Source organism: Actibacterium sp. D185-2 (assembly GCF_054954595.1).
This window is the reverse complement of record NZ_JBPWNX010000001.1, coordinates 325,997-351,439: the sequence shown is the minus strand read 5'-3', so window position 1 is coordinate 351,439 and position 25,443 is coordinate 325,997. Positions and strand designations below refer to the sequence as shown.

The window sequence follows — 25,443 nt, the reverse complement described above, 5'->3', positions numbered from 1 at the left end:
CTGCGCCCCGCCGGAAAGGGGGCTGATGGCCTGGATCGCGCTTACCGATACCGGTTTCGGACAGCGGCCGGATGCGGCCAGCGGCCCGCCGCTGCGCGTCTCCTATGACCGCGACGCGGCCGAAGACGACATTCTGGAAACCGGCAGCCTGTATCTGGAGGCCGAGATCGGGCGCGGAACGGCAAGGGATCACCCCCTGTTCGTGCTGCATCGCCGGGCCGATATCACCAGCCATATCTCTGTGCAGTTGTGCAAGGACGGCACGATCGTCTTTGCCCGCAAACTGGGTCGGCAAAGCCGGCAGGTGACCCTGCGCCCCGACCGGCGCCATACCGAAGGCACGATCCGCCTGACCATTTCCTGGAACGCCGCCGCGCGCCGGGGGCTGCTGTCGGCCGAGTTCGTGACCGACGGCACCCTGCTGCAAAAGGAATTCGCCGATCCGCTGCCCTGGCTGAACTCCGACATCGCGCGGCTGCGTCATCCGGGACGCGAGGTGATCTTCGGCCCGGCGCTGCGTTGCTTCGGCCTGTCCGACCGGCTTGAACCCGTCGGCATCACCCCCAGTTTCGCCGCCGGTACGCCGGTGCTGACCCCGGACGGCTATCGCCGGGTGGAAAGCCTGCGCCCCGGCGATGCCGTGCTGACCGATACCGGTGCGGCACGCCAGATCCGCTGGACCTGCACGCGCGAGGTGCCGGCGCGCGGCCGGTTCCGCCCGATCCGCCTGTATGCGCCCTATCTGGGCCTGGTGCAGGACGTGGTCGTGGCCCCCGAACAGCGGCTGGTCGTCGATGGCCCCGAGGTGGAATACCTGTTCAGCGAAGAGGCCGTTCTGGTCGAGGCACACGCGCTGCTGCATACCAATTTCGCCGCGTCCGAACCCGCCGGCCCGACGATCCGCTATCATCAGGTGCTGCTGGACGATCCCGCCATGCTCCGGGTCGCGGGCGCCGCCATGGAAAGCCTGTTCGTCGGCAGCCTGCGTGATGCGCCCGACATGCTGGCCACAACGGTGCTGCGAAATGCGCCACCCGGCCACCTGCCTATGCACAAGCAACTGGCCTATCCCGCACTTCGCAACTATGAGGCGGTAACACTTCGGGCCGCATTGCTAAGCCGATAAGATCAATGGCCTACTCAGACCAAAAAACCGGACACCCGTCATGATCAGATCCCTGGCCTTTCTCGCCTTCTTCGCGGCGCTGCTTGCGCCGTTCGCCGTCACCGCGCAGGAGGTGAACGTGGTCACGGTCGAACGGTCGCCGTTCTCGACCCGCCAGGGCCCCGAGCAGACCGGGTTCAGCATCGAACTGTGGCGCGCCGTGGCCGAGGATCTGGGCCTCGGTTCCGCCTTCACCCGCGTCGATACCTTCGCCGAAATGCTGGGTCAGGTGCAGGACGGCCGCATGGATGTCGCCGTCGCCAACATCTCGATCACCGCCGAGCGCGAACAGGTGCTGGATTTCAGCCACGCGATCTTTCAAAGCGGCCTTCAGGTCATGGTGCCGCGCGGCGATTCGGTCGGGATGGTCTGGCAGGCCCTGTTGTCGCGCGACCTGCTGATTGCCATCGGCGTGGCGTTTTTGCTGCTGTTCGGTGGCGGAATGCTGATGTGGCGGCTGGAACGCGGCGCACAGCCCTATTTCGACCGCCCCGCGCGCGAGGCGATGTTTCCCTCGTTCTGGTGGGCGCTGAACCTTGTGGTCAATGGCGGGTTCGAGGAACGGGTGCCGCGCACCTTCTTCGGGCGGATCTTCGGGGTGATCCTGGTGCTGGGCTCACTGTTCCTTGTGTCGATCTTCGTGGCGAAGATCACCGCGATGCTGACGGTGGATGCGATTCAGGGCTCGGTGAACACGGTGAACGATCTTTACGGCAAGAATGTCGGCACGATCGAACAGTCCACCTCTGCCGCCTTTCTGCGCGGGCGCGAACTGGATTTCACCGGCTATGCCGACCTCCAGGGGCTGCTGGATGCGTTCGAGGGCGGGCAGCTGGACGCCGTGGTGTTCGATGCGCCGGTGCTGGCCTTCTACGCCACGCATGAAGGCCGTGAGAACGCACAGATGGTGGGCGCGCCGTTCCGCCGTGAAAGCTATGGCTTTGCCCTGCCCTCGGGCAGCCCGTTCCTGGAACCGATCAACCGCAGCCTGCTGAAACTGCGCGAGGACGGCACCTATGACCGGATCTATCGCAAGTATTTCGGCGCACCGTCCTGATCCCGCGCGCCGGCGTCAGTATTCCGCGCCGATATGGCGCGCCCCCCGCGCCCGCGCCAATGCGATCTGACGCTGCCGTTCCCTGAACCGCGCGCGCCGTTCCTCGGTGTGATCGCCCACGCAGTGGTGGCAGCTTACGCCTTCTTCATATTCGGGGCGCTTCAGGTCTTCGGGGGTCAGCGGCCGGCGACAGGCGCGGCACAGCGAGTGCGGCCCCTCAGCCAGCCCGTGACCGACCGACACCCGTTCGTCAAAAACAAAGCATTCGCCGTGCCACAGGCTTTCGTCCTGCGGCGTCTCTTCGAGATATTTCAGGATACCACCCTTCAGGTGGAACACATCCTCGACCCCCTGCCCCAGCAGGAAATTTGTGGATTTCTCGCAGCGGATACCGCCGGTGCAGAACATCGCGATCCGCTTGTTGTGAAAGCGGTGCTTGTTTTGCGCCCACCATTCCGGAAACTCGCCGAAGGACCGGGTGCCGGGGTCAATCGCGCCTTCGAACGTGCCGATCGACACCTCGTAATCGTTGCGCGTGTCGATCACCGCCACATCGGGCGACGCGATCAGATCGTTCCAGTCCTGCGGCGCCACGTAATGCCCGACCCGCGCGCGCGGGTCCACGTCGGGCTGGCCCATGGTCACGATCTCGCGCTTCAGGCGTACCTTCATCTTGCCAAAGGGCATCTCGGCCGCCTGGCTTTCCTTCCATTCCAGATCGTCGCAGCCCGGCAGCGCCCGGATATGCGCCAGCACCGCGTCCAGCCCGGCGCGGGGCCCGGCAATGGTGCCGTTGATCCCCTCGGCCGCCAGCAGCAACGAGCCATGGACGCCCTGCGCCTGACACAGCGCCAGAAGCGGCCCGCGCAGCGCCGACGGGTCGGAAAATCGGGTGAAATGATATAGCGCAACGACAGGAATCATGGCGCCTTTCATAAGCAATGACAGGACCCCGCCACAAGAGGCGGGCATTGACGGGAGCAATTCACCAACTTAGCTAACCCTTAAGAACCGGAGGTGCCGACATGCGACCCGCAAACGAAGCCCTGATCGTGATCGACGTGCAAAACGATTTCTGCCCCGGCGGCGCTTTGGCCGTGACGGGCGGGGATGAGGTCGTCCCCGAGATCAACGCCCTGCTCGACGAGTTCCAGCTTCGCGTCTTTACCCAGGACTGGCATCCTGCAAACCATTCCTCCTTCGCCTCGAACCACGCCGGCCACAAACCCTATGAGGTGATCGACATGCCCTATGGCGGTCAGATCCTGTGGCCCGACCATTGCGTGCAGGACAGCGACGGTGCCGCCTTTCACCACGACCTGCAGACCGACAAGGCCGATCATGTGCTGCGCAAGGGGTTCCGCCCCGAGGTCGACAGCTATTCCGCCTTCTTCGAAAACGACCACGAAACCGAAACCGGGCTGGACGATTACCTGCGCGAAAAGGGCATCAACAGCATCACGCTGGTGGGTCTGGCCACCGATTTCTGCGTGCAATACACCGCGCTGGACGCGGCGCAGTTGGGCTACAAGGTGACCGTGCTGGAACATGCCTGTCGCGGGATAGACCTTGACGGATCGCTGGAAGACGCGCGAAATGCGATGCTCGACGCGAATGTGGTTCTGGAACGCTGAAATATGACTGAAATCCTGCCCGAGGCCCGCGATGGTTGATATCGCCACGCGGGTCTATAACCATAAGTGGAAAATCGACCCGATCGTGCGCTCGCTGATCGACACGGATTTCTACAAGCTGCTGATGTGCCAGTCGGTGTTTCACAACAAGCCCGACACGAATGTCACGTTCTCGCTGATCAACCGCACCAAATCCATCCGTCTGGCCGAACTGATCGACGAGGGCGAGCTGCGCGAACAGCTGGACCATATCCGCACGCTGCGCCTGTCGCGCGGCGAAAGCACCTGGCTGCGCGGCAACACCTTTTACGGCAAGCGCCAGATGTTCCACCCCGATTTCATGGAGTGGTTCGAGAACCTGCAATTGCCGCCCTATCAGCTGGAAAAACGCGACGGCCAGTATGAACTGACGTTCGAAGGATCCTGGCCCGAGGTCATGCTGTGGGAAATTCCCGCGCTGGCCGTGCTGATGGAACTGCGCGGTCGCACCGTGCTGGAACGCATGGGCAAGTTCGAACTGCAGGTGCTGTATGCCCGCGCGATGACGAAACTGTGGGAAAAGGTCGAGCAGCTGCGCGGCATCGACAAGCTGAAGCTCGCCGATTTCGGCACCCGCCGCCGGCATTCGTTTCTGTGGCAGGACTGGTGTGTGCAAGCCATGATCGAGGGGCTGGGCGACAAGTTCATCGGCACATCGAATTGCCTGATCGCCATGCACCGCGAGGTCGAGGCGATCGGCACCAACGCGCATGAGCTGCCCATGGTCTATGCCGCGCTGGCCGACAGCGACGCCGAACTGGCCCAGGCGCCCTATCAGGTGCTGGCCGACTGGCACCGCGAACATGTCGGAAACCTGCGCATCATCCTGCCCGACACCTACGGCACCAATGGGTTCCTGCAAAACGCACCCGACTGGCTGACCACCTGGACCGGCATCCGCATCGACAGCGGCGATCCGGCCGAAGGCGCCGAAACCGCAATCCGCTGGTGGACCGAGCGCGGCGAGGATCCGCGCGAAAAGCTGGTGATCTTTTCCGACGGTCTGGACGTGGACAAGATCGTGGCGCTGCACGCCCAGTTTTCGGGCCGGGTGAAGGTCAGCTTTGGCTGGGGCACCCTGTTGACCAACGATTTCCGCGGGCTGGTGCCCGATGACGGGCTGGCGCCGTTTTCACTGGTCTGCAAGGCGGTCTCGGCCAACGGGCGGCCCACGGTGAAGCTGTCGGACAATCCGGTGAAGGCGATGGGACCGGCGGACGAGATCGAACGCTACAAGCGGGTGTTCGGCGTAGGCGCACAGGTGGCGCGGGAGGTTGTGGTTTAGGAGGGGCTGACACGTCGCTGATCACGAAAACAGTTTTAGGAGCGTACCACCTAAATGAGCGTCGTGACCGGAACCAAATCGTGACAAGCCTGCCTGGTGTCAGCCTTGGAAAGTTCCTGCCTGCACGGACCGCTATTCGGCTATTTTCCGTGTTGGCACAGGCTCGGGCGCCGCAGCACGTCTTGCACCATTGTCGCGTCAAAGGGGCGGTGCAACACGGGCCATCGCGCGCCCGGGCCGGCCTCCTCTGCCGCATCACCCATCAAGACGATATGCGCCCCCGTTTCGACAAGGCGCGCTTCGACGGCCGATCCCGCAAAAGTCGCCGGGTCCACCTCGGCCACCGCGAAGTCCACGCGACCGGCCGCAACCAACGCATCGGCGAGTTCGGCAAGATCGTTTAATGTGATGATGCGGGCCGTAGGACAGATTTCCTGCACCGTCTGCGCCAGGTCGATGGCCACAATAATTTGTCTGCAGGCAATAACATAAACAGGGGCCACAAGGGCACTGCCGGTGTCGCACGTCATGGCGAATCCTCTCGTCGGATGAGAACAGTTGGAACTTCCCGGGACGGCGCGCATTAATCTGTGACATACTGTCGAAAGAAGGACACCCATCGCGTGCCCATTGCCTGTGCCCAATGCCCTTTGCGCAAGAAACCGCTCTTCACCCCATTTACACAAGAGGAGCTGACCTTCATGCAACGCTTCAAGACGGGCGAATTGGTGGTCGAGCCAGGCACGACCATTCTGATGGAAGGTTCGAACAGCCCCCAGTTGTTCACCGTTTTCAGCGGGATGGGAACGCGCTACACGACTCTGGAAAATGGGCGGCGCCAGGTGATCAATTTCCTCTTTCCCGGCGACTTCATGGGTCTTCAGGCCGGGATCATGGGCGAGATGCGCCACTCGGCCGATGCAACGACGGCAATGGTCCTGTGCGTCTTCAACCGCGCCGAGCTGTGGAACCTGTTCAAGTCGCAACCGGCGCGTGCCTACGATCTGACCTGGATTGCCGCGGTCGAGGAGCACTTTCTTGGCGAGACGATCGCGACCTTGGGCCAGCGCGACGCGAGCCAGAGGGTGGCCTGGGCCTTTCTTCGGATGTTCCAGCGGTTGCGCGCCGTCGGGTTGGGAACACCCGAATCCGTCCCGCTTCCGTTTCGGCAGCACGATCTGGCAGATGCCCTGGGCCTTTCACTGGTGCATACCAACAAAACGATTGCGCGGCTCAGAAAGGCCCGACTGGCGGAATGGTCAAACGGCGTGCTGACGATCAAGGATATTGGCCAGCTTGCGGAACACGCGCTCATGGATGTTGAAACGGAACAGATGCGCCCGATCCTCTGAACCAATTCCCCGGCTGACGGAAAAATCGCCGGAAGGTGGGGACCTTCCGGCAGGAACGCGCCTTTCGCCCTGGGGACAACTGATCGGCGGCGCTGCCTGTCCGTGTGATATGTGCCGCCTCAACAACCTCTCTCGTGTGTATCAAAAAAGAAGCGGATCATCTCGGCGCTGGCCTCGGGGCCTTTTTCGTCGGTATAGGAGCCGTCCGGCCGACCACCCGACCACGCATGCCCCAATCCGTCCACCACCCAATGCTCCAGCTCTGCCGCCCCGCCCGCCGGCGCGCTGATTTTACGGCTGAAGCGGCGGCCTGATATGCGGCCTTCCTCCTCGATCTCGATGGATTGCCGCGCCCCGCGATCCATTGTGTCGCGCGCGATGCGTTCGCCGTTCGAGGGGTGCACCGTGGCATCCGCCGTACCGTGAAACACGATGGTGCGGACGGCCGGCGTGTTTGATGCGGCGCTGGTCGGTCGGTCCACATTGCCCGCCATGGCGGCAAAGGCGGATGGCACATCCCGTGCCGCGCCAAACGGCAGGCCCGAATGGGCGCCCACGGCCGAAAAGACATCCGGATAGGTTTCGCCAAGGATCACCGCCATCGCGGCCCCGGCAGACAGGCCGGCGACGAAGGTCCGATCCTTCGACACGCCATGTTCGGCCATCGCCTCACGCGCCATGCCGGCCAATATCGCAGGCTCGCCCCTGTCGCGGCGTTGATCCCCGCGGCTGAACCAGTTCCAGCACGACTGCGCGTTGTCACCGCGCGCTTGATGCGGATAAATCACGACGAACCGCTGCGCCTCGGCCAGCGTGTTCATGCCGGTTCCGGCGGCGAAATCCTCGGGGTTCTGCGTGCATCCGTGCAGCATGACGACAATGCCGGTCACACCTTCACCCGCGGTGGAGGGGATGTAGGTGCGGTAGGCGCGGCTTCCGGCGGCGCAGGAAAACTGCGCATGCCGAAACTCTGCCCCATCGGGGATCGGAACGTCTTGCGCGGGGGGATTGCCGAACGGCGATTGCAAACCGCCCAACAGGTTTTCCATCCTGGGCATGACCTGTTGCAGGCCCCTTGCCTGCCCGCCGTCCGGGCCGGGCATCAACCCGTGCCGGGCAAGCGTGCGTTGCACAAGATCGTTGGCGGCCGCGATGCGTGCAGTACGTGCGTCATCCGTCGCCGGGCGCAGGGCGCCGACGTTGAAATTGATCATTATGTTCGTCCTTATCGTGGGTTTCGCGGCTTACCTGATGCGGTCGGCAAGCACCTTTTTGATGTCCGGGCTGGCCTGCAGGGCCCCCAGAACGGTGATCGAGCCAATGGTTTGAAGGGCCAGGTCCGGCGTGACATCGGCACCGATGCGGGCAAGCCCGACGACCTTGATGTGCAATATCTCGCCCGCGTCGCGCACGGCCTCAAGATCGGCCCTGCCATAGTCACGCAGGCCCAGTTCCAGGGTGTGCCGCTCGATCGACCTGGTGACGGCTTCGCCGTGGGTGTCGAGCTGATTGCGGATCGCCGTCCGGATGAAATCGCTGCGGTTGGAGTAGAACCCCTCCTGCACCAGAAGATCGATCCGCCCCAGATCGACATAGCCGAGGTTGATCGTGATCTTTTCGCTGTCCGGCGTCTTGTCGCGTAGCTGTCTTACATTACTCATGGCCAAATCTCCATCTGTATGGATGGTATATGGATGCCTTTGCGGCGGGTGCAAGTGCAGAACGCCGTATTTTCGCGCCGGACATCCAGACAGCCTCCGAAAGCTGGCAATCCGGCCGCATGTCTTTCCTGCCCGACCGCAGCCGACAGTATTTGTGTTTTCGCGGAACGCCTGCCGGGCTGGATCGTTGACTGTGCAAGCACATCTACTTGCAGAAAGGATTTGACCATGAACGCCTATAAAGCCGTTGAAAAAGACCCGCGCGCCGCCCTGATCAAGGAAATGAAGGACCTGCGCGCCGGGATGCTGGGCGTAGAAGGGTCGGCACGGCATATGCAGCCGATGACCCATTTTCCCGATTGGGACCGCAACCGGATCTGGTTCATCACCTCGAAGGATACCGATCTGGTGCGCAGCCTTGCACCCGGCAGCCACGCGCATTTCTGTCTGATGAGCACAGGCCAGGACTTTCAGGCCTGCCTGCGCGGGACGCTGACGGAAACCTGCGACAAGGCCAAGCTGGACGAGATCTGGTCGCCGGTCGCCGCCGCGTGGTTCCATGGCGGCAAGGAGGATCCGAACCTCACCATGCTGTGTCTTGAACTTGCCGACGCCGCGATCTGGAGCAGCAGCAACAGCACGCTGAAATTCGGCTTCGAGATCGCGAAGGCGAATATGAAGGAAGACGAGTTGCCCGACATCGGGACCCACGCGGTCCTGACGTTCTGAGGGCCCGACGCCCGAAACATTACGAAACCGGCCCTGTTCCGCAGGGCCGGTTTTCTAGATCAGCGGGGGCATTCCGTTCCCTGCTCCATTTACAAGGGGCCATCATGCGCCGCTATCACTGCCCGTCCTGCCAGCAGGGAATCTATTTCGACAACACCGCCTGCCTGTCCTGCGGCGCCGAACTTGGGTTCGATCCTAGTGTGGGCTTCGTCCTGCTCAATGGCGACACCGCGCGCGCTTGCGCCAACCGCGCCATCATCGGGTGCAACTGGGTGGCGGCGGGCCCGGACGGGCGCTGCCTGTCTTGCGCGCATACCGCGATCCTGCCGAACCTGTCGGTCGGTGGCAACGCCGAAAAATGGGCGCGGCTGGAGCAGGCCAAACGCGCCGTGATCCTGATGCTCGACCGGCTTGGCCTGCCGCTTGCCGATGCGGCCGGCGCCCCTGCCCCGGTGTTCGAGTTCAAGGCAGACCCGCCCGGCCCCAACGCGCCGCGCGTTCTGACCGGCCATGAAAACGGCACCATCACGCTCAACATCGTCGAGGCCGACGATGCCGAACGCGCGCGCATCCGCGAAGAGATGCACGAACCCTATCGCACGCTGCCCGGTCACTTCCGCCACGAGGTCGCGCATCATTACTGGGATGTGCTGACGGACCACGACCCGCGCCGGCGCGACACGCTGCGCGCGGTGTTCGGCGATGACCGTCAGGATTACGGCGCCTCCCTCGCCGCCCACTACGCCGAAGGCCCGCCCGACGATTGGGCCGAGCGTTATATTTCCGCCTATGCCAGTTCGCATCCGTGGGAAGATTTCGCTGAAACCTGGGCGCATGTGCTGCATGTGCTGGACGGGCTGGAAACCGCACAGGCCTTTGGCCTGATCGCCGGTGCCGGGTTGCCGGAGGGCGGGTTGCGCGCCATGGCAGCGGTGCCGATGGAACAGCTCGCCCGCGCCTGGATCGATCTGTCGATCGCCCTTAATGCGGTCAATCAGGCGATGGGGCATGACACGTTCTACCCCTTTGTCCTGTCCCCCGCGATCATCGAGAAGATGGAGACGGTCCGCACCCTGATCGTTGAAGGCGGTCAAAAAGCCCCGTGAAAGTGAACCTTTCCACATGAAAAGGGCGCGTCCTCGCGGGCGCGCCCTTTGTGTTTACCGTCGGCTTTTTACGGCGCGGGGTTCACCATGGCCTCGCGCGCCCAGAGCCGTTCATGGGCGTGTTCGACGACCGCCGTCAGCGCGGTGCCGGCATCAAAGATGAACTCGTCCGGCTTGATGTCGACGGCCCTGAGCAGCTTGGTCGCGGCCTCGGTCACCACCATCGCCTTGAGATGCGCGAAGGCATCGGCCACGAAATCCTTCGCGGGTGCGAGGGTCGCAAGGTGATCGGCGGCGTCGGGTGCGGCCAGCACGGCCACCGCATCGAACAGCACCGAGGGTGAGCCGGCCAGTTGCCCATCCGCCGCAAGCGTCTTGCCCGATTTAAGCGTCACGCCGCCGCGCGCTTCGGCAATGATCTTGACCGTCACGCCGGCCTTTTCCGCCGCCGCCATGATCTCGTCCACCTGCGCGTCCTCTGTGCCATCGGTGACCAGCACACCGATCATACGGCCCTTGGGCGCCGTCGCCGCGGTCTTGTGGATCGAGAGCGCGTCCGAAACCGGCATGTCCACCGGCTCCTTGGCGGGTTCGGCGGCTTCCGGCAGGTCGATGTTCAGCCCCTTGGCGATGCGCGCGGCCATGTCTTCGTCGATGTTGCGCAGCTGCGCCAGCACCTGTTCGCGCACATGCTCCAGATCGACCTTCGACAGCTCGAAGGTGATGGCCGCGACGATGTGATCCTGCTCCGGTTTGGTCTGGCTCAGGTAGAACTGGCGCGCCTGGCTGTAATGGTCGGCAAAGCTTTCAGAGCGCACCCGCAGCTTCGGCCCGGCCTCGGCCTCCGGATGGGTGGTGAACGTGTGCTCCGCCGGGCGGGGGCCGGTTTCCTCTTCCGCCTTGTAAAGGCTGTTCGGCTCGTAATTCGCGCGCCCCTTGTGAACATGCGTCTGCATCATCCCGTCGCGCTGGAAATTATGCATCGGGCATTTCGGCGCGTTGACCGGGATCTGGTGGAAATTCGTCGTCCCCAGCCGCGATTTCTGAGTGTCGAGATAAGAGAACAGCCGCCCCTGCAGCAGCGGATCTTCGGAAAAATCGATCCCCGGAATGACGTTCGTCGGCAGGAACGCGACCTGCTCGGTCTCGGCAAAGAAATTGTCCGGGTAACGGTCGAGCACCATGCGCCCGACGATGCGCAGCGGGATGTCTTCCTCTGGGATCAGCTTGGTCGCGTCGAGCACGTCATAGGGCTGTTGCGCCGCCCAGTCTTCGTCAAAGACCTGAACGCCCAGCTCCCATTCGGGGAAGTCGCCCGACTGGATCGCCTCGAACATGTCGCGGCGCTGATAATCGGGATCGGCGCCGGAAATCTTGACGGCCTCGTCCCATGTCGTCGATTGCGCGCGCAGGGTGCTGCGCCAGTGGAACTTGACGAATTTCGCCGCGCCATCGGCATTGATGAAGCGGAAGGTATGAACACCGAACCCGTCCATCATCCGGAAGGAACGCGGGATCGCCCGGTCTGACATGACCCACATCACCATGTTCATCGATTCAGGTGTCAGCGAGATGAAATCCCAGAACGTGTCATGGGCGGACGCGGCCTGCGGAAAGCCACGGTCGGCCTCGGGTTTCACCGAATGGATCAGGTCGGGGAATTTCATCGCATCCTGAATGAAAAACACCGGGATATTGTTGCCGACGAGATCCCAGTTGCCCTCCTCGGTATAGAATTTCACCGCGAACCCGCGCACGTCGCGCGGCGTATCCTTTGACCCTTTCGAGCCGGCCACGGTCGAGAACCGGGCAAAGACCGGCACCTTGGTGCCCTTTTCCCGGAACGGCTGGGCCATGGTCAGTTCGGGAATCGGATCGGTGCATTCGAAATACCCGTGCGCGCCGGTGCCGCGGGCATGGACGATACGCTCGGGGATACGTTCGTGGTCGAAATGGAAAATCTTTTCACGCAGCACGAAATCCTCAAGCAGCGTCGGGCCGCGCTTGCCGGATTTCAGGCTGTTCTGATTGTCGGGGATCGGCACACCGTGATTGGTGGTCAGCGCCTCGCCGCCACGCTGCTGCGGCTCTCCTCCGGCGCCTTGGGTCATGGTAATCTCGGGGCTGGTCTTTTTCGGCGACATGGCATCCTCCTGACTGTGAACGAGCGACGAACCGGCGCTCAGGGTCACAGGGGCAACGGGGGATGGCGCGCGTGGGTTCCCTGCCGCCGTGAAAATGGCGCAGCCGTCGGCAAGGGCCCGCCGTCGGTTGTTCCTGCTGGACAGTCGGGTGGCTGATGTTCCTTCTGTGCCAACGGACCCCCGCTGGCGGCCTGCCGCGAAGGGCGGAACCTGGGCGCGGCGGGTCGCGCGCAGGCTGAACGGCATGAACACCGTCGCCCGGATCAGAGCCGGCAATTCCTAGACCCGGGCGGCCTTGCGCCCGCGCGCCTCGATCCGGGCGAAAAGCCGGGCAAGCGAATAGCACAGGACAAAATAGAAGACCGCCACCACAATATAGGTTTCAAAGCGGCGCTGGGTCGAAACCGCCACCTCGGTGCCGACGAAGGTCAGCTCCTGCACCGAGATCAGCGATACGATCGAGCTGTCCTTGACCAGCATGATGAACTGGTTGGCCAGGGGCGGCGTGACCGCGCGCAGCGCCTGCGGAAAGACCACCAGGCGGAACACCTGCAAGGGGCGCAGGCCAAGGCTTTGTGCCGCCTCGATCTGGGCGGCGGGGACGGATTCGATCCCGGCGCGCACGATGACAGCGATATAGGCGGCCTCGAACATGGCCAGGCTCAGAACCCCGGCCAACAGATTTTCCAGCAGCTTGGGCGGCCCGAACAGGGTGCTGACAATGCCATGCGCGGAAGGGCCCATGTTGCGCGCCCAGGTATCGAGCCCGATCAGCGGGATAATCTGGGACGAGATGAAAAAATAGAAGATGAAAATGAAAACCAGCGGCGGCACATTTCGGATCAGCGCGACATAGGCCATGGTCGTCAATCGCGGCAACAACCTGATCCGCGTCGCCATGATGCCCAGAAACACACCCAGGATGCTGGCGATCAGCATCGCCCAGATCGACAGCCGGATCGTCGTCAGGAACCCTTGCAGCAGCAGGTTCGGCTCCCACCAGCCACTTTCGGCGTTTTGCCGGAACAGGGCGCGGGGCAGGAAATCCCACCGCCACTTATAAACCAGAACGTCCGAGATGCGGTACCACACGAAAACGATGAACCCGAGAGCGATGGCAATGATCACCACATCAATCAGTCCGATGCGGCGTTTGCGGCTCGGGTCTGGATACATTGGGCGTGGTCCTTTCTGAAAACGCGGGGGCGGTGGCAACAGCGCCGCCGCCCCCGGTTCGGTGTTACTGGGCGACCTGATCGGCCCAGGGACGACCGCCGAACCAATAGGCGTGCCGCTCGGCCAGGAAGCCATCGGTGTTGTTCAGGATCCAGTTGTTGAAAAAGTTCAGCGCGTCAGGGTCGCCCTTGCGCAGGGCGAAGGCCTCATTCGAGGCATCCATCAGCTCGTCGGTGGGGGCAAAGACCACCTCGGGGTTTTCATAGATGGTGAATGCCGGCAGCGGCTGCGACGACAGCATGATATTGGCGTTGCCGTTCAGCACTTCCTGCACCATCTGGCTTTGATCATCGAACAGGCGCAGCGTGGCCTTGGGGAAGCGTTTCTTGACATATTCGCAAGGCGATGCCCCCCGCCGGCACGAAAAGGTCACGTCGGAGGCGTTATAGCCATCGGGCCAGGGGACGTCCTTGGAGGTTGCGATATGCGCCATCGCCCCGAGCGAAGAATGGGCATAGGGCGCCGAGAAGTTGACGGTCAGGTTGCGCGCGGGCGTGATCGACATACCGCCGATGATGACATCGAACTTGCCGGCGATCAGGGCGGGGATGATGCCATCCCAGGCCGTGGGCACGAATTCGACCTCGACGCCCATGTCCTTGGCCAGCTGGGTGGCCACGTCGATCTCGAACCCGATCAGGTTGCCGTCGATGTCGCGCATCGCCCAGGGCACGAAGGTGGACATGCCGACCTTCAGCACGCCCCGTTTCTTGATCGTCTCGATCACGCTTTCCGACGATAGCGCCTGTTGTGTGTCCTGTGCATGCGCGGCCTTGGGTGCCGTAAGGCTGAGCGCCGCAACGGCGGCCAGGGCCAGGGAACGAAGGAATTTCATATGGGTCTCTCCTGTTGATTGGTTGGGGGTAATTTATCGTTGACCGGCGCGTTTCGAGCGGCGCTCAAGCCAGCTTGAGACAGAGGACAGGCTGATTGTCAGCACCAGATAGATCCCCGCGACGGTCAGCCAGATCTCGAATGTCATGAAGGTGTCGGCAATTACATTGCGCCCCTCGTTGGTGAGGTCGAAAATCGCGATGGTCGAAACGATGGCCGAGCTTTTGATCAGGTTGACCATCGATGAGGTCAACGGCGGCAGCATCAGCGGCACAGCTTGGGGCAGAACCACCCGTGCATAGACATGGCGCAGGCGCATGCCCAGGGCGGCCGCGCCTTCCCATTGGCCCTTGGGCACCGACAGGATGCCGCCGCGGATGATCTCGGAAATAAAGGAGGCTTCGAAAAACGCCAGGCAAAGCACGCCGGTCCAGAACCGCTCGATCCCCAGAATGGGCGAAAGCACGAAATAGAACAGATACATCTGCACCAGAAGCGGGGTGTTGCGGATCAGTTCCAGATACGCCGTCGCGATGGCGTGCCCGGCGTAGGAGCGTGACAGACGCAGCAATGCGGTCAGCAGCCCGATCGCAAACGCCAGAAGACTGCCCCACAAGGTGATTTCCAGTGTCACGAACAGCCCGCGCACCAGCGGCCCCCAGATCAGCTCGCCATCAATCACCCGGTAAAAGAACTGCGGAACCCGATACCATTGCCAGTTATAGCGCATCGCATCGGCGCCCGCGAAAACGCCCCAGACGATCAGTGCGGACCCGGCCAGAAAGATCAGCCAGTCGGCGCTGTTGCGCCGCATCAGGCCGATCCGGGCGCGGCGGCGATGCGCGGCAAACTGGCGGTCTGTGTCGGGCTGGGTCACGGGCGGGCGTCTCTCACATTTTGGCATTCATATGTGGTGCATCGTTGGAATACCCCGTCCAGGATTGCACCAGTTTCAGGCCGAAAGGACGAAGAGGCGCGGGCACTTGCCGGAATTGATGTATTTTTGTGCATCCTGAGTCAATTCCCGCGCAGACCACAAGGGCGGGCGCTCGGGTGTGCCGCGATGTGAAGCACGAGGATCGATTGTTGCACATGAGGGGATCCTTGCTATGCGTTTTCAGGCTGGATGCCGGGCAGGCGCAGGCCGTGTTCGCGCGCGCAACGCAGCGCGTCGTCATAGCCCGCATCGGCGTGGCGCATCACGCCGGTGGCCGGATCGTTCCACAGCACCCGCGCCAGCCGCCGGGCGGCGTCCGGGGTTCCGTCGGCGCAGATGACCATGCCGGCATGTTGCGAGAACCCCATGCCGACCCCGCCGCCATGATGCAGCGACACCCATGTGGCCCCCGAGGCGGTGTTCAGCAGCGCGTTCAGCAATGGCCAGTCGCTGACCGCGTCCGAGCCATCCTTCATCGCCTCTGTCTCGCGGTTGGGCGAGGCGACCGATCCGCTGTCCAGATGATCGCGACCGATCACCACCGGGGCTTTCAACTCTCCGCTGGCCACCATCTCGTTGAAGGCAAGGCCCAGCCGGTGCCGGTCGCCCAGCCCGACCCAGCAGATACGCGCGGGCAGGCCCTGAAACGCGATCCGCGCGCGCGCCATGTCCAGCCAGGTGTGCAGATGCGTATTGCCGGGGGTCAGTTCCTTGACCTTGGCGTCGGTGCGGTAGATGTCTTCCGGGTCGCCCGACAGGGCCGCCCAGCGGAACGGGCCCACGCCCCGGCAAAACAACGGGCGAATATAGGCGGGCACGAAGCCGGGGAAGGCAAAGGCGTTTTCCAACCCTTCCTCCAGCGCCACCTGACGGATGTTGTTGCCGTAATCCAGCGTCGGCACCCCCGCGTTCCAGAAATCGACCATCGCGGCGACATGGGTTTTCATGCTGGCGCGCGCGGCTTTTTCCACTGCCTTTGGGTCACTCTCGCGCCCGGCGCGCCACTCGGCCATGGTCCAGCCCTGCGGCAGATAGCCGTTCACCGGGTCATGGGCCGAGGTCTGATCGGTCACCATATCAGGGCGGATGCCGCGCCTGACCAGTTCGGGAAAGATGTCAGCCGCGTTGCCCAGCAGGCCCACCGATTTCGCCACACCCGCGGTGGTCCAGCGTTCGATCATCGCCAGCGCCTGGTCCAGCGTTTCGGCCTTTTCGTCCAGATAGCGGGTGCGCAGGCGGAAATCGATGCTGTCGGGGTTGCATTCTACGGCCAGACAGCAGGCGCCCGCCATCACGGCGGCCAGCGGTTGCGCGCCGCCCATCCCGCCAAGGCCCGCGGTCAAGATCCATTTGCCGGTCAGATTGCCGCCGTAATGCTGCCGCCCGGCCTCGGCAAAGGTTTCATAAGTGCCCTGCACGATGCCCTGTGTGCCGATGTAAATCCACGACCCCGCTGTCATCTGGCCATACATCATCAACCCCTTGCGATCGAGATCGTTGAAATGGTCCCAGGTGGCCCAGTGCGGCACCAGGTTGGAATTGGCGATCAGCACGCGCGGGGCATCCGCATGGGTGCGGAAAATGCCCACCGGCTTGCCCGATTGCACCAGCAGGGTTTCGTCCGCTTCGAGATCGCGCAGGGTGGCGACGATCCGGTCGAAATCCTGCCATGTGCGGGCCGCGCGGCCGATGCCGCCATAAACGACCAGTTCGGCCGGGTTTTCGGCAACGTCGGGGTCGAGGTTATTCATCAGCATCCGCAACGGCGCCTCGGTCAGCCAGCTTTTTGCGCTGATTTCGGTGCCGTGCGGCGCGCGGACCTGACGGGTATTGGAAAGGCGGGTCATGGGCGCTCCTTCAGACCTGTGCGGGCAATCATGTCGAGTTGGGCAAGAAGCGTGGCCAGCACCGGCCGCAGGCGCGCGGCCTTGTCCTTGCGAAAGGTCCAGGGCGGGGCCTCGTCCATATAGGTGGCTTGTGCGATCTCAAGCTGAATTGCGTGCTGCCCAAGGCCGGGCCGGCCATACTGGCGGGTGGTCCAGCCGCCCCGGAAGCGCCCATTGGTGACAGAGCTGAAACCGGACGCCGCCCGGCATGTCGCTGCCGTGGCTTGTTCAATCGCCGCAGCACAGGTCGTGCCATTGTTGGTGCCGATATTCAGGTCCGGCAGGGTGTCATCGAACAGGAACGGGATGCGTGACCGGATCGAATGGCAATCGAACAGGATGGCGGTGCCGTGGCGATCGCGAACCCGGTCAAGCTGGGCCTGAAGGGCGGCATGATAAGGGGCGTGGAGCGCATCGCGACGGCGGGCGATTTCATCCGCGTCGGGGGCGCGCCCGTCGGCATGGATCGGGCGTCCGTCGAAATCGGTCAGCGGGCACAGGCCGGTTGTGTTCTGCCCCGGATACAGGCTGTCGCCCGAAGGGGCGCGGTTGGCGTCGATCACATAGCGGTGGAAGGTCGCGCGCACCCTTGTGGCGCCGGGCAGCAGGCCCTCGTACAGCCGGTCGATGTTCCAGTCGGTATCGGCCAGCGCGCGGCCGGTCTGGTTGAAGGTGTCAAGGATTGTATCCGGCACATGGGTGCCGGTGTGGGGCATACCCAGCACGACGGCGCTGTCGCCTTCGGTCACCTCGACCGGGATCATGGCGTATCCCCCGGCGTGATGCAGGGCGGCAGGCCGGCATCCGTCAGCAGACTGCGGTCGCGCAGCAGGGCCGCCGCAGTTTCGAGATCCGGCGCCAGATAGCGGTCGCCCCTCAGCGGCGGAATGCGCCGGCGCAGTTCGGCGATCACGGATTGCAGCAGCAGGCTGGTTTTCAGCGGCGCGCGATATTCCACCCCCTGCGCGGCGCACAGCAATTCGACCCCCAGAATATGCGACAGGTTCCTTACCATCCGCATTAACCGCCGGGCCCCATGCGCGGCCATCGATACATGGTCTTCCTGATTGGCGCTGGTGGGGGTTGAATCGGTAGAGCAGGGATTGGCCAGGTGCTTGTTTTCACTCATCAGCGCGGCGGTGGTGACCTCGGCGATCATGAAGCCCGAATTCAGCCCCGGCTCGGCGGTCAGAAAGGGCGGCAGATCGAAGGACAGCGCCGGATCCACCATCAGGGCGACGCGGCGTTGGGCGATGGCGCCGATCTCGGCCAGGGCCAGGGCGATCTGATCGGCGGCAAAGGCCACGGGTTCCGCATGGAAATTTCCGCCCGACACGATGCGCCCGGCCGCGACCAGAACCAGCGGGTTGTCGGTGGCGGCGTTGGCCTCGATCTCCAGCGTGGCGGCCGCCTGGCGCAGCAGATCAAGACAGGCGCCGGTCACCTGCGGCTGGCAGCGGATGCAATAGGGATCCTGCACCCGCGCATCACCGTCGCGGTGGCTTTCGCGGATCTCGGACCCTTCCATCAGCGCGCGGATCGCCGCCGCCGCCTCGATCTGGCCGCGGTGACCGCGCAGGGCGTGGATTTCAGGCAGCAGCGGCGCGGTGGAGCCCATGATCGCATCGGTGGTCAGGGCCGAGGTGACAAGCGCGGCTTCGGCCATGCGCCAGGCGTCGAACAGCCCGGCAAGAGCATAGGCGGTGGAGAACTGGGTGCCGTTGATCAGGGCCAGCCCTTCCTTGGCGCCCAGTGTGACCGGGGCAAGGCCCGCCTTGGCCAGCGCCGCGCCGCCAGACAGGGTCCTGCCCGCGAACTCGGCCTCGCCTTCGCCGATCATCACGGCGACCATATGGGCCAGCGGAGCCAGGTCACCCGACGCCCCGACCGAGCCCTGCGCAGGCACGCGCGGCAGCACACCGCGTGCCAGCATTGCTTCGATCAACGCGACGACCTCCATCCGCACTCCCGAAGCGCCCCTGCCCAGCGACAGCAGTTTCAGCGCCATCATCAGGCGCAGCACAGCGGCGGGCATCGGGGGTCCCACGCCCGCGCAATGCGACAGGATCAGGTTGCGCTGCAATTGTGCGGTCTGATCGGGGGCGATGCGCACATGGGCGAGTTTGCCGAACCCGGTATTGACGCCATAGATCGCCTCTTCCCCCGCCGCGGCGCTGGCAATTGCGGCGGCGGCGGCGTGGATCGCCGGATGGGCGGCGGTATCCAGCGTGACCGCGACCCCGTTGCGGTAAACCCGTTCCAGATCGGTCAGCGTGACCTGACCGGGCACAAGCGCGTGTGCGGTCATCTTTCCCCTCCGAATATCCGCCGGTGCAGCGGGTTGAATCCGATGCGATACGTCAGTTCGGCCGGGTGGGTGACGTCCCAGATTGCCAGATCGGCGCGCAGTCCGGGGGCGATCCGCCCGATATCGGCACGCCCCAGCGCAGCGGCGGCGTTGCGGGTGGTGCCGGCCAGGGCCTCTTCCGGCGTCAGGCCGAACAGCGTGGCGGCCATGTTCATCGCCAGCAGCGGCGAGGCCAGCGGGCTGGTGCCGGGGTTGCAGTCGGTGGCCACGGCCATTGGCACATCCGCGGCGCGCAGCAGGGGGACCGGCGGGGCCTGAACCTCGTGCAATGTATAGAACGCGCCGGGCAGCAGCACGGCTATGGTGCCCGCAGCGGCCATCGCAGCCACGCCGTCCGTGTCGAGATATTCCAGATGATCGACCGACAGCGCGCCATAGCGTGCCGCCAGCGCCGCGCCGCCAAGGTTCGACAGTTGTTCGGCATGCAGCCGCACCGGCAGGCCAAGCGCCTGCGCCCGGTCGAACATCCGCGCAATCTGATCGGGGGAAAAGGCGATGCCCTCGCAAAACCCGTCGACCGAATCCACAAGCCCCTCGGACCGGGCGGACTCCAGCGCGGGCAGGCAGATTTCATCGAGATAGGCATCGGCCCGGCCGGCATAGTCTGGCGGTACCGCATGGGCGCCCAGAAAGCTGCGATGCACATGTATGGGCCGCTCCAGGGCGATCCGTGTGGCGACGCGCAGCAGTTTCAACTCGTCCACCAGCGTCAGCCCATAGCCGGATTTAACCTCGATCGTGCAGACCCCTTCGGCAATCATCGCATCGACGCGGGTCAGGGCGTCGGCCAGCAGCGCGTCTTCCGAAACGGCGCGGGTGGCGGTGACGGTCGACATGATCCCGCCCCCCGCCTGCGCGATCTGTTCATAGCTTGCCCCTTGCTGGCGCATCTCGAATTCGCGCGCGCGGGTGCCGCCGAACACCACATGGGTATGGCAATCGATCAGCCCCGGTGTGACCAGCCGCCCGCCGCAATCCTCGACCGGCAGGTTCGACAGGTCAGGGGGCAGATCGGCCGCCGGGCCGCAATAGCGGACGATCCCCCGGTCCATCGCAATGGCCGCGCGCGGTATCAGGCCATAGGGCGGACCGCCCGGTGCCATGCTGGCCATCGTCAGATTGATAAGGCATTTCGACGTCATGGGTGCTTTCGCGGCTTGATCGGATTGTTCATAATGCGATTATGTCTGGACATATTAACTAATCAATCTGGAAATCCGCTGATGCAGGCTCTGTGGTCAAAAACGGCGCTTTTGCCCGAGGGCTGGCGCGAAAATGTGCGGATCGAACTTGATCCGACGGGGCATATCGGGGCCGTGCGCAGCGATACGCCGCGCCGGGGGGACGAGGCCGAGTCGCTTGCCATAATGCTTCCGGCGGCTGTGAACCTGCACAGCCATGCCTTTCAGCGGGCGATGGCCGGCCTTGCCGAGGCCCGCGGCCCGCAGGGACGTGACAGTTTCTGGACATGGCGCCAGCTGATGTATCGCTTTCTGGATGTCCTGCTGCCCGAGGATGTCGAGGCGATTACCGCCTTCGCGCAGATGGAAATGCTAGAGGCGGGCTTTGCCGCGGTGTGCGAGTTTCATTACCTGCACCACCGCGCGGGCGGGGCGGCGTATGACGATAGTGGCGAGTTGTCGGCGCGGATCGCGGCGGCGGCGGCGCGTAGTGGCATCGGGCTGACGCTGTTGCCGGTGCTCTATCAGCAGGGCGGATGCGATGGTCGCGCGCTGGAGGGCGGGCAAAGGCGGTTTGGCAATACCCGCGACAGCTTTGCCCGTGTGGTGGAACGGGCCGAGGCCGCCGTTGCCGCCCTGCCGGGGGACAGTCATGTGGGTCTGGCCCCGCATTCGCTGCGCGCGGTGCCGCCAGAGGCAATCGTGGAACTGCGGCGGATGCGGCCCGACAGGCCGTTTCACATGCATCTGGCCGAACAAGCCGCCGAAGTGAAGGAGGTGGAGACCGCCCATGGCACGCGCCCGGTGTCGCTGGTGCTGGATCGTTTCGGGCCGGATGCGAACTGGTGCCTGATCCACTGCACCCAGATGACAGCGGCGGAAACCCGCGCCCTTGCTGCAAGCGGCGCGGTCGCGGGGCTGTGCCCGATCACCGAGGCCAGCCTGGGCGACGGCGTGTTCGACGCGGTGCGCTTTGCCGACGCGGGCGGCACCCTGGGGGTGGGGACGGATTCCAACATCCGCATTTCGCTGGCCGGGGAATTACGGGCGCTGGAATACGGACAAAGGCTGCGCGACAAGGGGCGGGCGGTTCTGGCGGGGCCGGGGCGTTCGACCGGGCGGTGGCTGTATGATGCGGCGCTGCGCGGCGGGGCGCTGGCGGCCGGGCGCCAAAGCGGCATGATCGCAGCGGGCGCGCGCGCCGATCTTCTGGCACTGGACGGTGGGGCGGTCGATCTTCTGGCGCGGCGGGGCGATGCCATTCTGGATGCGTTCGTCTTTGCCCGGGGCGACGCCATCCGGGATGTCTGGAGCGCGGGGCGCCATGTGGTGCGGGACGGGCGGCATGTCGACCGCCCCCGCCTGACGCTTGCGTATCGCGACAGACTGCAGCGGGTGATGGGGGCCTTATGACCGGCGGAACTGTACGTTCATGGAAACTGATTGTCGAAGAGGTGACCCGGCGCATTGCCCAGGGCCGCTGGGCGCCGGGGGCGATGATCCCGAACGAGGCCGATCTTGCGACGGAATTCGGATGTTCGCGCAGCACCGTGAACCGCGCGTTGCGGGCGCTGGCGGATCAGGGTGTGCTGGAGCGTCGGCGCAAGGCGGGGACACGGGTGCGCGAAATCCCCGAAAGCCATGCGCGGCTTGATATCCCGGTGGTGCGTCAACAGGTGGAACGGCGCGGGGCCGACTATGGCTATCATCTGCTGGAGCATGACCTGACCGCGCCGCCCGCCGTGGTGGCAGCGGTGCTGAACCTGCCCGAAGGGGAACCGGCGCTGCATCTGCGGTGTCTGCATTTCGCCGATACCCAGCCTTTCGTGTTCGAGGATCGCTGGATCAACACACGGGCCGTCCCGGTCGCCCTGCAGACCGATTTCACCGCGCTCAGCGCCAATGAGTGGCTGGTGCGCAACGTGCCCTTCACCACGGGCGAGATCAGGTTGTCCGCGGCCCTTGCCAGCGCGCAGGAGGCAGAGTTTCTGGGATGCGCGCAGGGGGCGCCGGTCTTTGTGCAGGATCGGGTCACCAGGGACGGCGCCGCAGTGGTAACCGCCGTGCGCAACGTATATGCGCCGGGCTATGCGATGCGCTTGTCCCTGTGACCGGCGTTACAGGTGGTCTTGTAATTGGCGTTGCAATCGCCCAGTCAGCCACGCACGATACCAATCGGGGAGATCGTGTATGCAGCGCGCCGACAGTGACAATATCGAAAAGCGCGGGCTTGACCTGTTGGTCGGCCTTGCCGTCAAGAACGAGCGCGCCCAGGCAGGGATGACCCTGGCCGAACTGTCCGGCAGGTCGGGGGTGTCGGTGCCGATGATTTCGAAGATCGAGCGGGGGCAGGTTTCGGCCTCGCTCAGCACGTTGAACGCGCTGGCACAGGCCATCGGCGTGCCGATCATCAATTTCTTCGCCGAAACGGTCGAGATCGGCGAGGTTTCGCTGGTGCGGGCGGGCGAGGGGATCACCGTGCGCCGGGCGGGATCGACCTATGGTCACAGCTATAAACAGCTGGGCCGGGTCGAAACGGACCATCTGGAGTTTGAAACCTTTCTGATCACACTGGAAGGGCCAGTCGCCGGCACCCCGATTTTCCAGCATCCCGGGGTGGAATTGATGCATTTCGTCGACGGCAAGCTGACCTACAGGATCGGCGAGGAAACCTATGACCTGGAGCGCGGCGATACGCTGACCTTCGAGGCCGGGGTGCCGCATGGCCCTGTGCGGATCGACACGCCGCAGGCGTCTTTTCTGACTGTGATCGCCAAGGCAAAATAACGGCGGCATATTTTCCCTTGAGGAAAAATATTTCCCAATGGTAGATTTCTGCAGGCCCAAATGCGGAGAATCCTTCTGTGGCGAATGATGTTCTGACCCCGATCACCCAGGCCCTGAACGAGGGCGCACTCAGCCGTCGGGAGCTCAAGGCGCTGATGCAGCGCTCGGACCGGCCGGCGCTGATACACCTGGCCATCTGGGGCGTCGCATTGCTATGCACCGGGTCGCTTGTCTGGCTGGCAATGGGCACATTGTGGGTCTGGCCGGCGATGTTCGTGCACGGCATCCTGATGGTGCATCATTTTTCGCTTCAGCATGAATGCGTGCATTACACGCCGTTCAAGACCCGCTGGCTGAACGATGTCGCGGGCAATATCTGCGGCTTCATCATCGCGTTGCCGCATCAGTTTTTCCGCTATGAGCATTGCGACCACCACACGCACACGCAGCTCAAGGGCAAGGACCCCGAATTGATCGAACTGCCGATCTCGGTCTGGGCGTACCTTTGGTATATCTCGTCCATCCCCTATTGGACGACCAAGGGAAAAGAATTCGCCCGCCATATCGCGGGCCACGTCACCGAACATGAAAAGAGCTTTCTGCCGGAAGAGGTTTATAAAACGGTGTTCCGGGAGGCGCGGATCATGGCCGGGCTTTATGCCGCGATCCTGATCCTCTGCATCGTCACCGGCTGGTGGGCGCCGCTGTGGTACTGGTGGCTGCCCGTCTTGTTGGGCGAGCCGGCGATGCGCTGGATCCGCCTGACCGAGCATGTGGGCCGTCCCAATGTGCAGGACATGCGCGAAAATACCCGCACCAATATCATCAGCAAACCGTTGGCTTTTCTGAGCTGGAACATGAATTATCACGCCGAGCATCACTATGCCGCCTCGGTGCCATTCTATGCGCTGCCGAAGCTGCATGAAAAGCTCAAGGGCTATGTCCATGTCGAAGAGCGCGGCTATCTGGGCGCGCATCTGGATATCCTCGGGCAACTGACCGGACGCAAGCCGCGCAGTGATATGGACGGGCAGAAGGCATGACCGCAGCGGGCCGGGAAAAAACCTGGCAGGATTTGATCGCTGTGGCGGACCTGGAACAGGGCGACGCCACGCCGGTGACCCTGGGCCGGCGCGAGTTGGCCGTGTTCGACACGGTGGATGGCATATTCGTCAGCCTTGCCCGCTGCACCCATGGCGCGGCCAATCTGTGCGACGGGTATTTCGATGGCCGGACTATCGAATGCCCCCTGCATCAGGGCCTGTTCGACGCCCGGACGGGACAGCCGAAAGCCGCGCCCGCGCGCGTGCCCCTGCGCATGATCGAGGCGCGCGTGCGCGATGGCCGGGTGCAGGTATTTATCTGAGAAAGGAACAGGGCATGTCAGCCTGGATCAAGATGATTTCCGATGCGGACGCGGATGACGGGCTGCTGGAGGTCCTGTCGCTTGCCCGCACCCCGCATGGCACGGTCGATAACGTGATGCGTGTGCATTCCCTGCGTCCCAACACGATGCGCGGCCATGTGATCCTGTATCGGGCGGCGTTGCATGACGATGCGAATACATTGCCGACATGGCTGCAGGAGACGATCAGTTCCTATGTCTCGATCCTGAACGATTGCCCCTATTCTCTGGCCAATCACTGGAAGAACGCGCGCCATCTGATTGGGGACGCGGCAAAGGCCGACGCGATCGAACAGGCGATGCAGGCCCGCCGCCCCGAGGAGGCGCTGGACGGGGCCGAACTGGCGCTGATGCGCTATGCCGAAAAGCTGACGCTGCGCCCCGGCGAGATGGTCGAGGCGGATGTCGTCATGCTGAAAGCGGCGGGGCTGGATGACGGTGAGATTCTGGAGGCCAATCAGATCATCGGCTATTTCAACTACGTCAACCGCCTTCTGAACGGGCTTGGTGTGACCACCGAGGGGGATGTTGTGGGCTATTATGCCGAAGATGCGGCGAAATAAGCCTTGCTGTGCGAATTTTCTTGAGAATTTTCCCTTTAGGAAATAAATCTCCTGATAGGATAATTTCCCAGGAG

Annotated in this window: 26 protein-coding genes; 14 read left to right on the top strand and 12 right to left on the bottom strand. The window is 63.7% G+C overall.

The genetic code is table 11. The features are described from left to right. Positions 1-25: 25 nt before the first annotated feature. Together ACSR1C_RS01785 and ACSR1C_RS01780 are read left to right on the top strand one after the other, a co-directional pair. Positions 26-1,126: a Hint domain-containing protein gene (locus ACSR1C_RS01785; RefSeq protein ID WP_460257604.1), complete on the top strand. Its 1,101-nt coding sequence runs from the start codon at positions 26-28 to the stop codon at positions 1,124-1,126. 40 nt (positions 1,127-1,166) lie between these two features. Further along, on the top strand, positions 1,167-2,222 hold the full coding sequence (locus tag ACSR1C_RS01780) for a transporter substrate-binding domain-containing protein (protein WP_460257603.1): 1,056 nt from the start codon (positions 1,167-1,169) through the stop codon (positions 2,220-2,222). A gap of 15 nt (positions 2,223-2,237) precedes the next feature. Here ACSR1C_RS01780 and trhO read toward each other — a convergent pair whose 3' ends face one another. Continuing rightward, complete coding sequence (trhO, locus tag ACSR1C_RS01775; protein WP_460257602.1) at positions 2,238-3,146, bottom strand: oxygen-dependent tRNA uridine(34) hydroxylase TrhO; 909 nt, start codon at positions 3,144-3,146, stop codon at positions 2,238-2,240. Between the two features lie 101 nt (positions 3,147-3,247). Between trhO and pncA the strand changes: the two genes are divergently transcribed. Then, positions 3,248-3,856, top strand: a complete 609-nt coding sequence (pncA, locus tag ACSR1C_RS01770) for a bifunctional nicotinamidase/pyrazinamidase (protein ID WP_460257601.1) — start codon at positions 3,248-3,250, stop codon at positions 3,854-3,856. A gap of 31 nt (positions 3,857-3,887) precedes the next feature. Beyond that, positions 3,888-5,180, top strand: coding sequence for a nicotinate phosphoribosyltransferase (pncB, locus tag ACSR1C_RS01765; protein ID WP_460257600.1), 1,293 nt, complete (start codon positions 3,888-3,890; stop codon positions 5,178-5,180). 140 nt (positions 5,181-5,320) lie between these two features. On the opposite strand, the gene ACSR1C_RS01760 is transcribed toward pncB, so the two are convergent. Continuing rightward, a complete protein-coding gene (locus tag ACSR1C_RS01760) occupies positions 5,321-5,710 on the bottom strand; it encodes a hypothetical protein (RefSeq protein WP_460257599.1) in 390 nt (129 codons plus the stop codon). Positions 5,711-5,803: 93 nt separating this feature from the next. Between ACSR1C_RS01760 and ACSR1C_RS01755 the strand changes: the two genes are divergently transcribed. Beyond that, a complete protein-coding gene (locus ACSR1C_RS01755) occupies positions 5,804-6,532 on the top strand; it encodes a Crp/Fnr family transcriptional regulator (protein WP_460257598.1) in 729 nt (242 codons plus the stop codon). A 119-nt stretch (positions 6,533-6,651) separates the two neighbouring features. Here the strand turns inward: ACSR1C_RS01755 and ACSR1C_RS01750 are convergent, their stop codons facing one another. Further along, complete coding sequence (locus tag ACSR1C_RS01750; RefSeq protein WP_460257597.1) at positions 6,652-7,746, bottom strand: extracellular catalytic domain type 1 short-chain-length polyhydroxyalkanoate depolymerase; 1,095 nt, start codon at positions 7,744-7,746, stop codon at positions 6,652-6,654. Positions 7,747-7,776: 30 nt separating this feature from the next. Next, on the bottom strand, positions 7,777-8,193 hold the full coding sequence (locus tag ACSR1C_RS01745; RefSeq protein ID WP_460257596.1) for a CopG family transcriptional regulator: 417 nt from the start codon (positions 8,191-8,193) through the stop codon (positions 7,777-7,779). Positions 8,194-8,222: 29 nt separating this feature from the next. Here ACSR1C_RS01745 and ACSR1C_RS01740 point away from each other — a divergent pair, with 29 nt between their 5' ends. The 3 genes from ACSR1C_RS01740 to ACSR1C_RS01730 all read left to right on the top strand — a co-directional run bounded on the left by ACSR1C_RS01740 (position 8,223) and on the right by ACSR1C_RS01730 (position 10,028). Further along, positions 8,223-8,384: a hypothetical protein gene (locus ACSR1C_RS01740; protein WP_460257595.1), complete on the top strand. Its 162-nt coding sequence runs from the start codon at positions 8,223-8,225 to the stop codon at positions 8,382-8,384. Positions 8,385-8,421: 37 nt separating this feature from the next. Further along, positions 8,422-8,922, top strand: coding sequence for a pyridoxamine 5'-phosphate oxidase family protein (locus ACSR1C_RS01735; RefSeq protein WP_460257594.1), 501 nt, complete (start codon positions 8,422-8,424; stop codon positions 8,920-8,922). A gap of 104 nt (positions 8,923-9,026) precedes the next feature. Next, positions 9,027-10,028: a zinc-binding metallopeptidase family protein gene (locus ACSR1C_RS01730; RefSeq protein ID WP_460257593.1), complete on the top strand. Its 1,002-nt coding sequence runs from the start codon at positions 9,027-9,029 to the stop codon at positions 10,026-10,028. A 68-nt stretch (positions 10,029-10,096) separates the two neighbouring features. Here the strand turns inward: ACSR1C_RS01730 and ACSR1C_RS01725 are convergent, their stop codons facing one another. The 8 genes from ACSR1C_RS01725 to hutI form a co-directional block, all read right to left on the bottom strand. After that, positions 10,097-12,172: a catalase gene (locus tag ACSR1C_RS01725; RefSeq protein ID WP_460257592.1), complete on the bottom strand. Its 2,076-nt coding sequence runs from the start codon at positions 12,170-12,172 to the stop codon at positions 10,097-10,099. Positions 12,173-12,451: 279 nt separating this feature from the next. Further along, positions 12,452-13,348 carry an amino acid ABC transporter permease gene (locus tag ACSR1C_RS01720; RefSeq protein ID WP_460257591.1) on the bottom strand — a complete coding sequence of 299 codons (897 nt, stop codon included), beginning with the start codon at positions 13,346-13,348 and terminating at the stop codon, positions 12,452-12,454. A 64-nt stretch (positions 13,349-13,412) separates the two neighbouring features. Then, positions 13,413-14,243, bottom strand: coding sequence for a transporter substrate-binding domain-containing protein (locus tag ACSR1C_RS01715; RefSeq protein WP_460257590.1), 831 nt, complete (start codon positions 14,241-14,243; stop codon positions 13,413-13,415). Between the two features lie 33 nt (positions 14,244-14,276). Continuing rightward, positions 14,277-15,119: an amino acid ABC transporter permease gene (locus tag ACSR1C_RS01710; protein WP_460257589.1), complete on the bottom strand. Its 843-nt coding sequence runs from the start codon at positions 15,117-15,119 to the stop codon at positions 14,277-14,279. A 230-nt stretch (positions 15,120-15,349) separates the two neighbouring features. Further along, the gene (gene hutU / locus ACSR1C_RS01705; protein ID WP_460257588.1) at positions 15,350-17,026 is read right to left on the bottom strand and encodes a urocanate hydratase; all 1,677 of its coding nucleotides are present in this window, start codon (positions 17,024-17,026) and stop codon (positions 15,350-15,352) included. Then, positions 17,023-17,829, bottom strand: a complete 807-nt coding sequence (gene hutG / locus ACSR1C_RS01700) for an N-formylglutamate deformylase (protein ID WP_460257587.1) — start codon at positions 17,827-17,829, stop codon at positions 17,023-17,025. Before hutG ends, hutU begins: the two co-directional genes overlap by 4 nt. Continuing rightward, positions 17,826-19,373, bottom strand: coding sequence for a histidine ammonia-lyase (gene hutH / locus ACSR1C_RS01695; RefSeq protein WP_460257586.1), 1,548 nt, complete (start codon positions 19,371-19,373; stop codon positions 17,826-17,828). The genes hutG and hutH overlap by 4 nt, the downstream gene beginning before the upstream one ends. Further along, positions 19,370-20,575: an imidazolonepropionase gene (gene hutI / locus ACSR1C_RS01690; protein WP_460257585.1), complete on the bottom strand. Its 1,206-nt coding sequence runs from the start codon at positions 20,573-20,575 to the stop codon at positions 19,370-19,372. Before hutI ends, hutH begins: the two co-directional genes overlap by 4 nt. Positions 20,576-20,656: 81 nt before the next feature. Between hutI and ACSR1C_RS01685 the strand changes: the two genes are divergently transcribed. From ACSR1C_RS01685 to ACSR1C_RS01660, 6 genes are all read left to right on the top strand, one after another. Further along, positions 20,657-22,027 (top strand): formimidoylglutamate deiminase, encoded by a 1,371-nt coding sequence (locus tag ACSR1C_RS01685; RefSeq protein WP_460257584.1) that lies wholly within the window; start codon positions 20,657-20,659, stop codon positions 22,025-22,027. Beyond that, positions 22,024-22,725: a UTRA domain-containing protein gene (locus tag ACSR1C_RS01680; RefSeq protein WP_460257583.1), complete on the top strand. Its 702-nt coding sequence runs from the start codon at positions 22,024-22,026 to the stop codon at positions 22,723-22,725. The genes ACSR1C_RS01685 and ACSR1C_RS01680 overlap by 4 nt, the downstream gene beginning before the upstream one ends. Before the next feature lie 79 nt (positions 22,726-22,804). Then, complete coding sequence (locus ACSR1C_RS01675) at positions 22,805-23,401, top strand: helix-turn-helix domain-containing protein (protein WP_460257582.1); 597 nt, start codon at positions 22,805-22,807, stop codon at positions 23,399-23,401. A 77-nt stretch (positions 23,402-23,478) separates the two neighbouring features. Further along, a complete protein-coding gene (locus ACSR1C_RS01670) occupies positions 23,479-24,444 on the top strand; it encodes a fatty acid desaturase family protein (protein ID WP_460257581.1) in 966 nt (321 codons plus the stop codon). After that, positions 24,441-24,767 (top strand): non-heme iron oxygenase ferredoxin subunit, encoded by a 327-nt coding sequence (locus tag ACSR1C_RS01665; RefSeq protein WP_460257580.1) that lies wholly within the window; start codon positions 24,441-24,443, stop codon positions 24,765-24,767. The genes ACSR1C_RS01670 and ACSR1C_RS01665 overlap by 4 nt, the downstream gene beginning before the upstream one ends. Positions 24,768-24,781: 14 nt before the next feature. Beyond that, positions 24,782-25,369: a peroxidase-related enzyme gene (locus tag ACSR1C_RS01660; protein WP_460257579.1), complete on the top strand. Its 588-nt coding sequence runs from the start codon at positions 24,782-24,784 to the stop codon at positions 25,367-25,369. The last annotated feature ends 74 nt before the right edge of the window (positions 25,370-25,443 follow it).

Coding starts and splice junctions, on each gene's coding strand:
- ACSR1C_RS01660 (WP_460257579.1), top strand. CDS start 24,782: ATGTCAGCCTGGATCAAGATGATTTCCGATGCGGACGCGGATGACGGG.
- ACSR1C_RS01680 (WP_460257583.1), top strand. CDS start 22,024: ATGACCGGCGGAACTGTACGTTCATGGAAACTGATTGTCGAAGAGGTG.
- ACSR1C_RS01780 (WP_460257603.1), top strand. CDS start 1,167: ATGATCAGATCCCTGGCCTTTCTCGCCTTCTTCGCGGCGCTGCTTGCG.
- ACSR1C_RS01665 (WP_460257580.1), top strand. CDS start 24,441: ATGACCGCAGCGGGCCGGGAAAAAACCTGGCAGGATTTGATCGCTGTG.
- hutI (WP_460257585.1), bottom strand. CDS start 20,575: ATGACGTCGAAATGCCTTATCAATCTGACGATGGCCAGCATGGCACCG.
- trhO (WP_460257602.1), bottom strand. CDS start 3,146: ATGATTCCTGTCGTTGCGCTATATCATTTCACCCGATTTTCCGACCCG.
- hutH (WP_460257586.1), bottom strand. CDS start 19,373: ATGACCGCACACGCGCTTGTGCCCGGTCAGGTCACGCTGACCGATCTG.
- ACSR1C_RS01675 (WP_460257582.1), top strand. CDS start 22,805: ATGCAGCGCGCCGACAGTGACAATATCGAAAAGCGCGGGCTTGACCTG.
- hutU (WP_460257588.1), bottom strand. CDS start 17,026: ATGACCCGCCTTTCCAATACCCGTCAGGTCCGCGCGCCGCACGGCACC.
- ACSR1C_RS01740 (WP_460257595.1), top strand. CDS start 8,223: ATGGATGCCTTTGCGGCGGGTGCAAGTGCAGAACGCCGTATTTTCGCG.
- ACSR1C_RS01785 (WP_460257604.1), top strand. CDS start 26: ATGGCCTGGATCGCGCTTACCGATACCGGTTTCGGACAGCGGCCGGAT.
- ACSR1C_RS01760 (WP_460257599.1), bottom strand. CDS start 5,710: ATGACGTGCGACACCGGCAGTGCCCTTGTGGCCCCTGTTTATGTTATT.
- ACSR1C_RS01685 (WP_460257584.1), top strand. CDS start 20,657: ATGCAGGCTCTGTGGTCAAAAACGGCGCTTTTGCCCGAGGGCTGGCGC.
- ACSR1C_RS01715 (WP_460257590.1), bottom strand. CDS start 14,243: ATGAAATTCCTTCGTTCCCTGGCCCTGGCCGCCGTTGCGGCGCTCAGC.
- ACSR1C_RS01745 (WP_460257596.1), bottom strand. CDS start 8,193: ATGAGTAATGTAAGACAGCTACGCGACAAGACGCCGGACAGCGAAAAG.
- ACSR1C_RS01720 (WP_460257591.1), bottom strand. CDS start 13,348: ATGTATCCAGACCCGAGCCGCAAACGCCGCATCGGACTGATTGATGTG.
- pncB (WP_460257600.1), top strand. CDS start 3,888: ATGGTTGATATCGCCACGCGGGTCTATAACCATAAGTGGAAAATCGAC.
- hutG (WP_460257587.1), bottom strand. CDS start 17,829: ATGATCCCGGTCGAGGTGACCGAAGGCGACAGCGCCGTCGTGCTGGGT.
- ACSR1C_RS01750 (WP_460257597.1), bottom strand. CDS start 7,746: ATGATCAATTTCAACGTCGGCGCCCTGCGCCCGGCGACGGATGACGCA.
- ACSR1C_RS01735 (WP_460257594.1), top strand. CDS start 8,422: ATGAACGCCTATAAAGCCGTTGAAAAAGACCCGCGCGCCGCCCTGATC.
- ACSR1C_RS01730 (WP_460257593.1), top strand. CDS start 9,027: ATGCGCCGCTATCACTGCCCGTCCTGCCAGCAGGGAATCTATTTCGAC.
- ACSR1C_RS01725 (WP_460257592.1), bottom strand. CDS start 12,172: ATGTCGCCGAAAAAGACCAGCCCCGAGATTACCATGACCCAAGGCGCC.
- pncA (WP_460257601.1), top strand. CDS start 3,248: ATGCGACCCGCAAACGAAGCCCTGATCGTGATCGACGTGCAAAACGAT.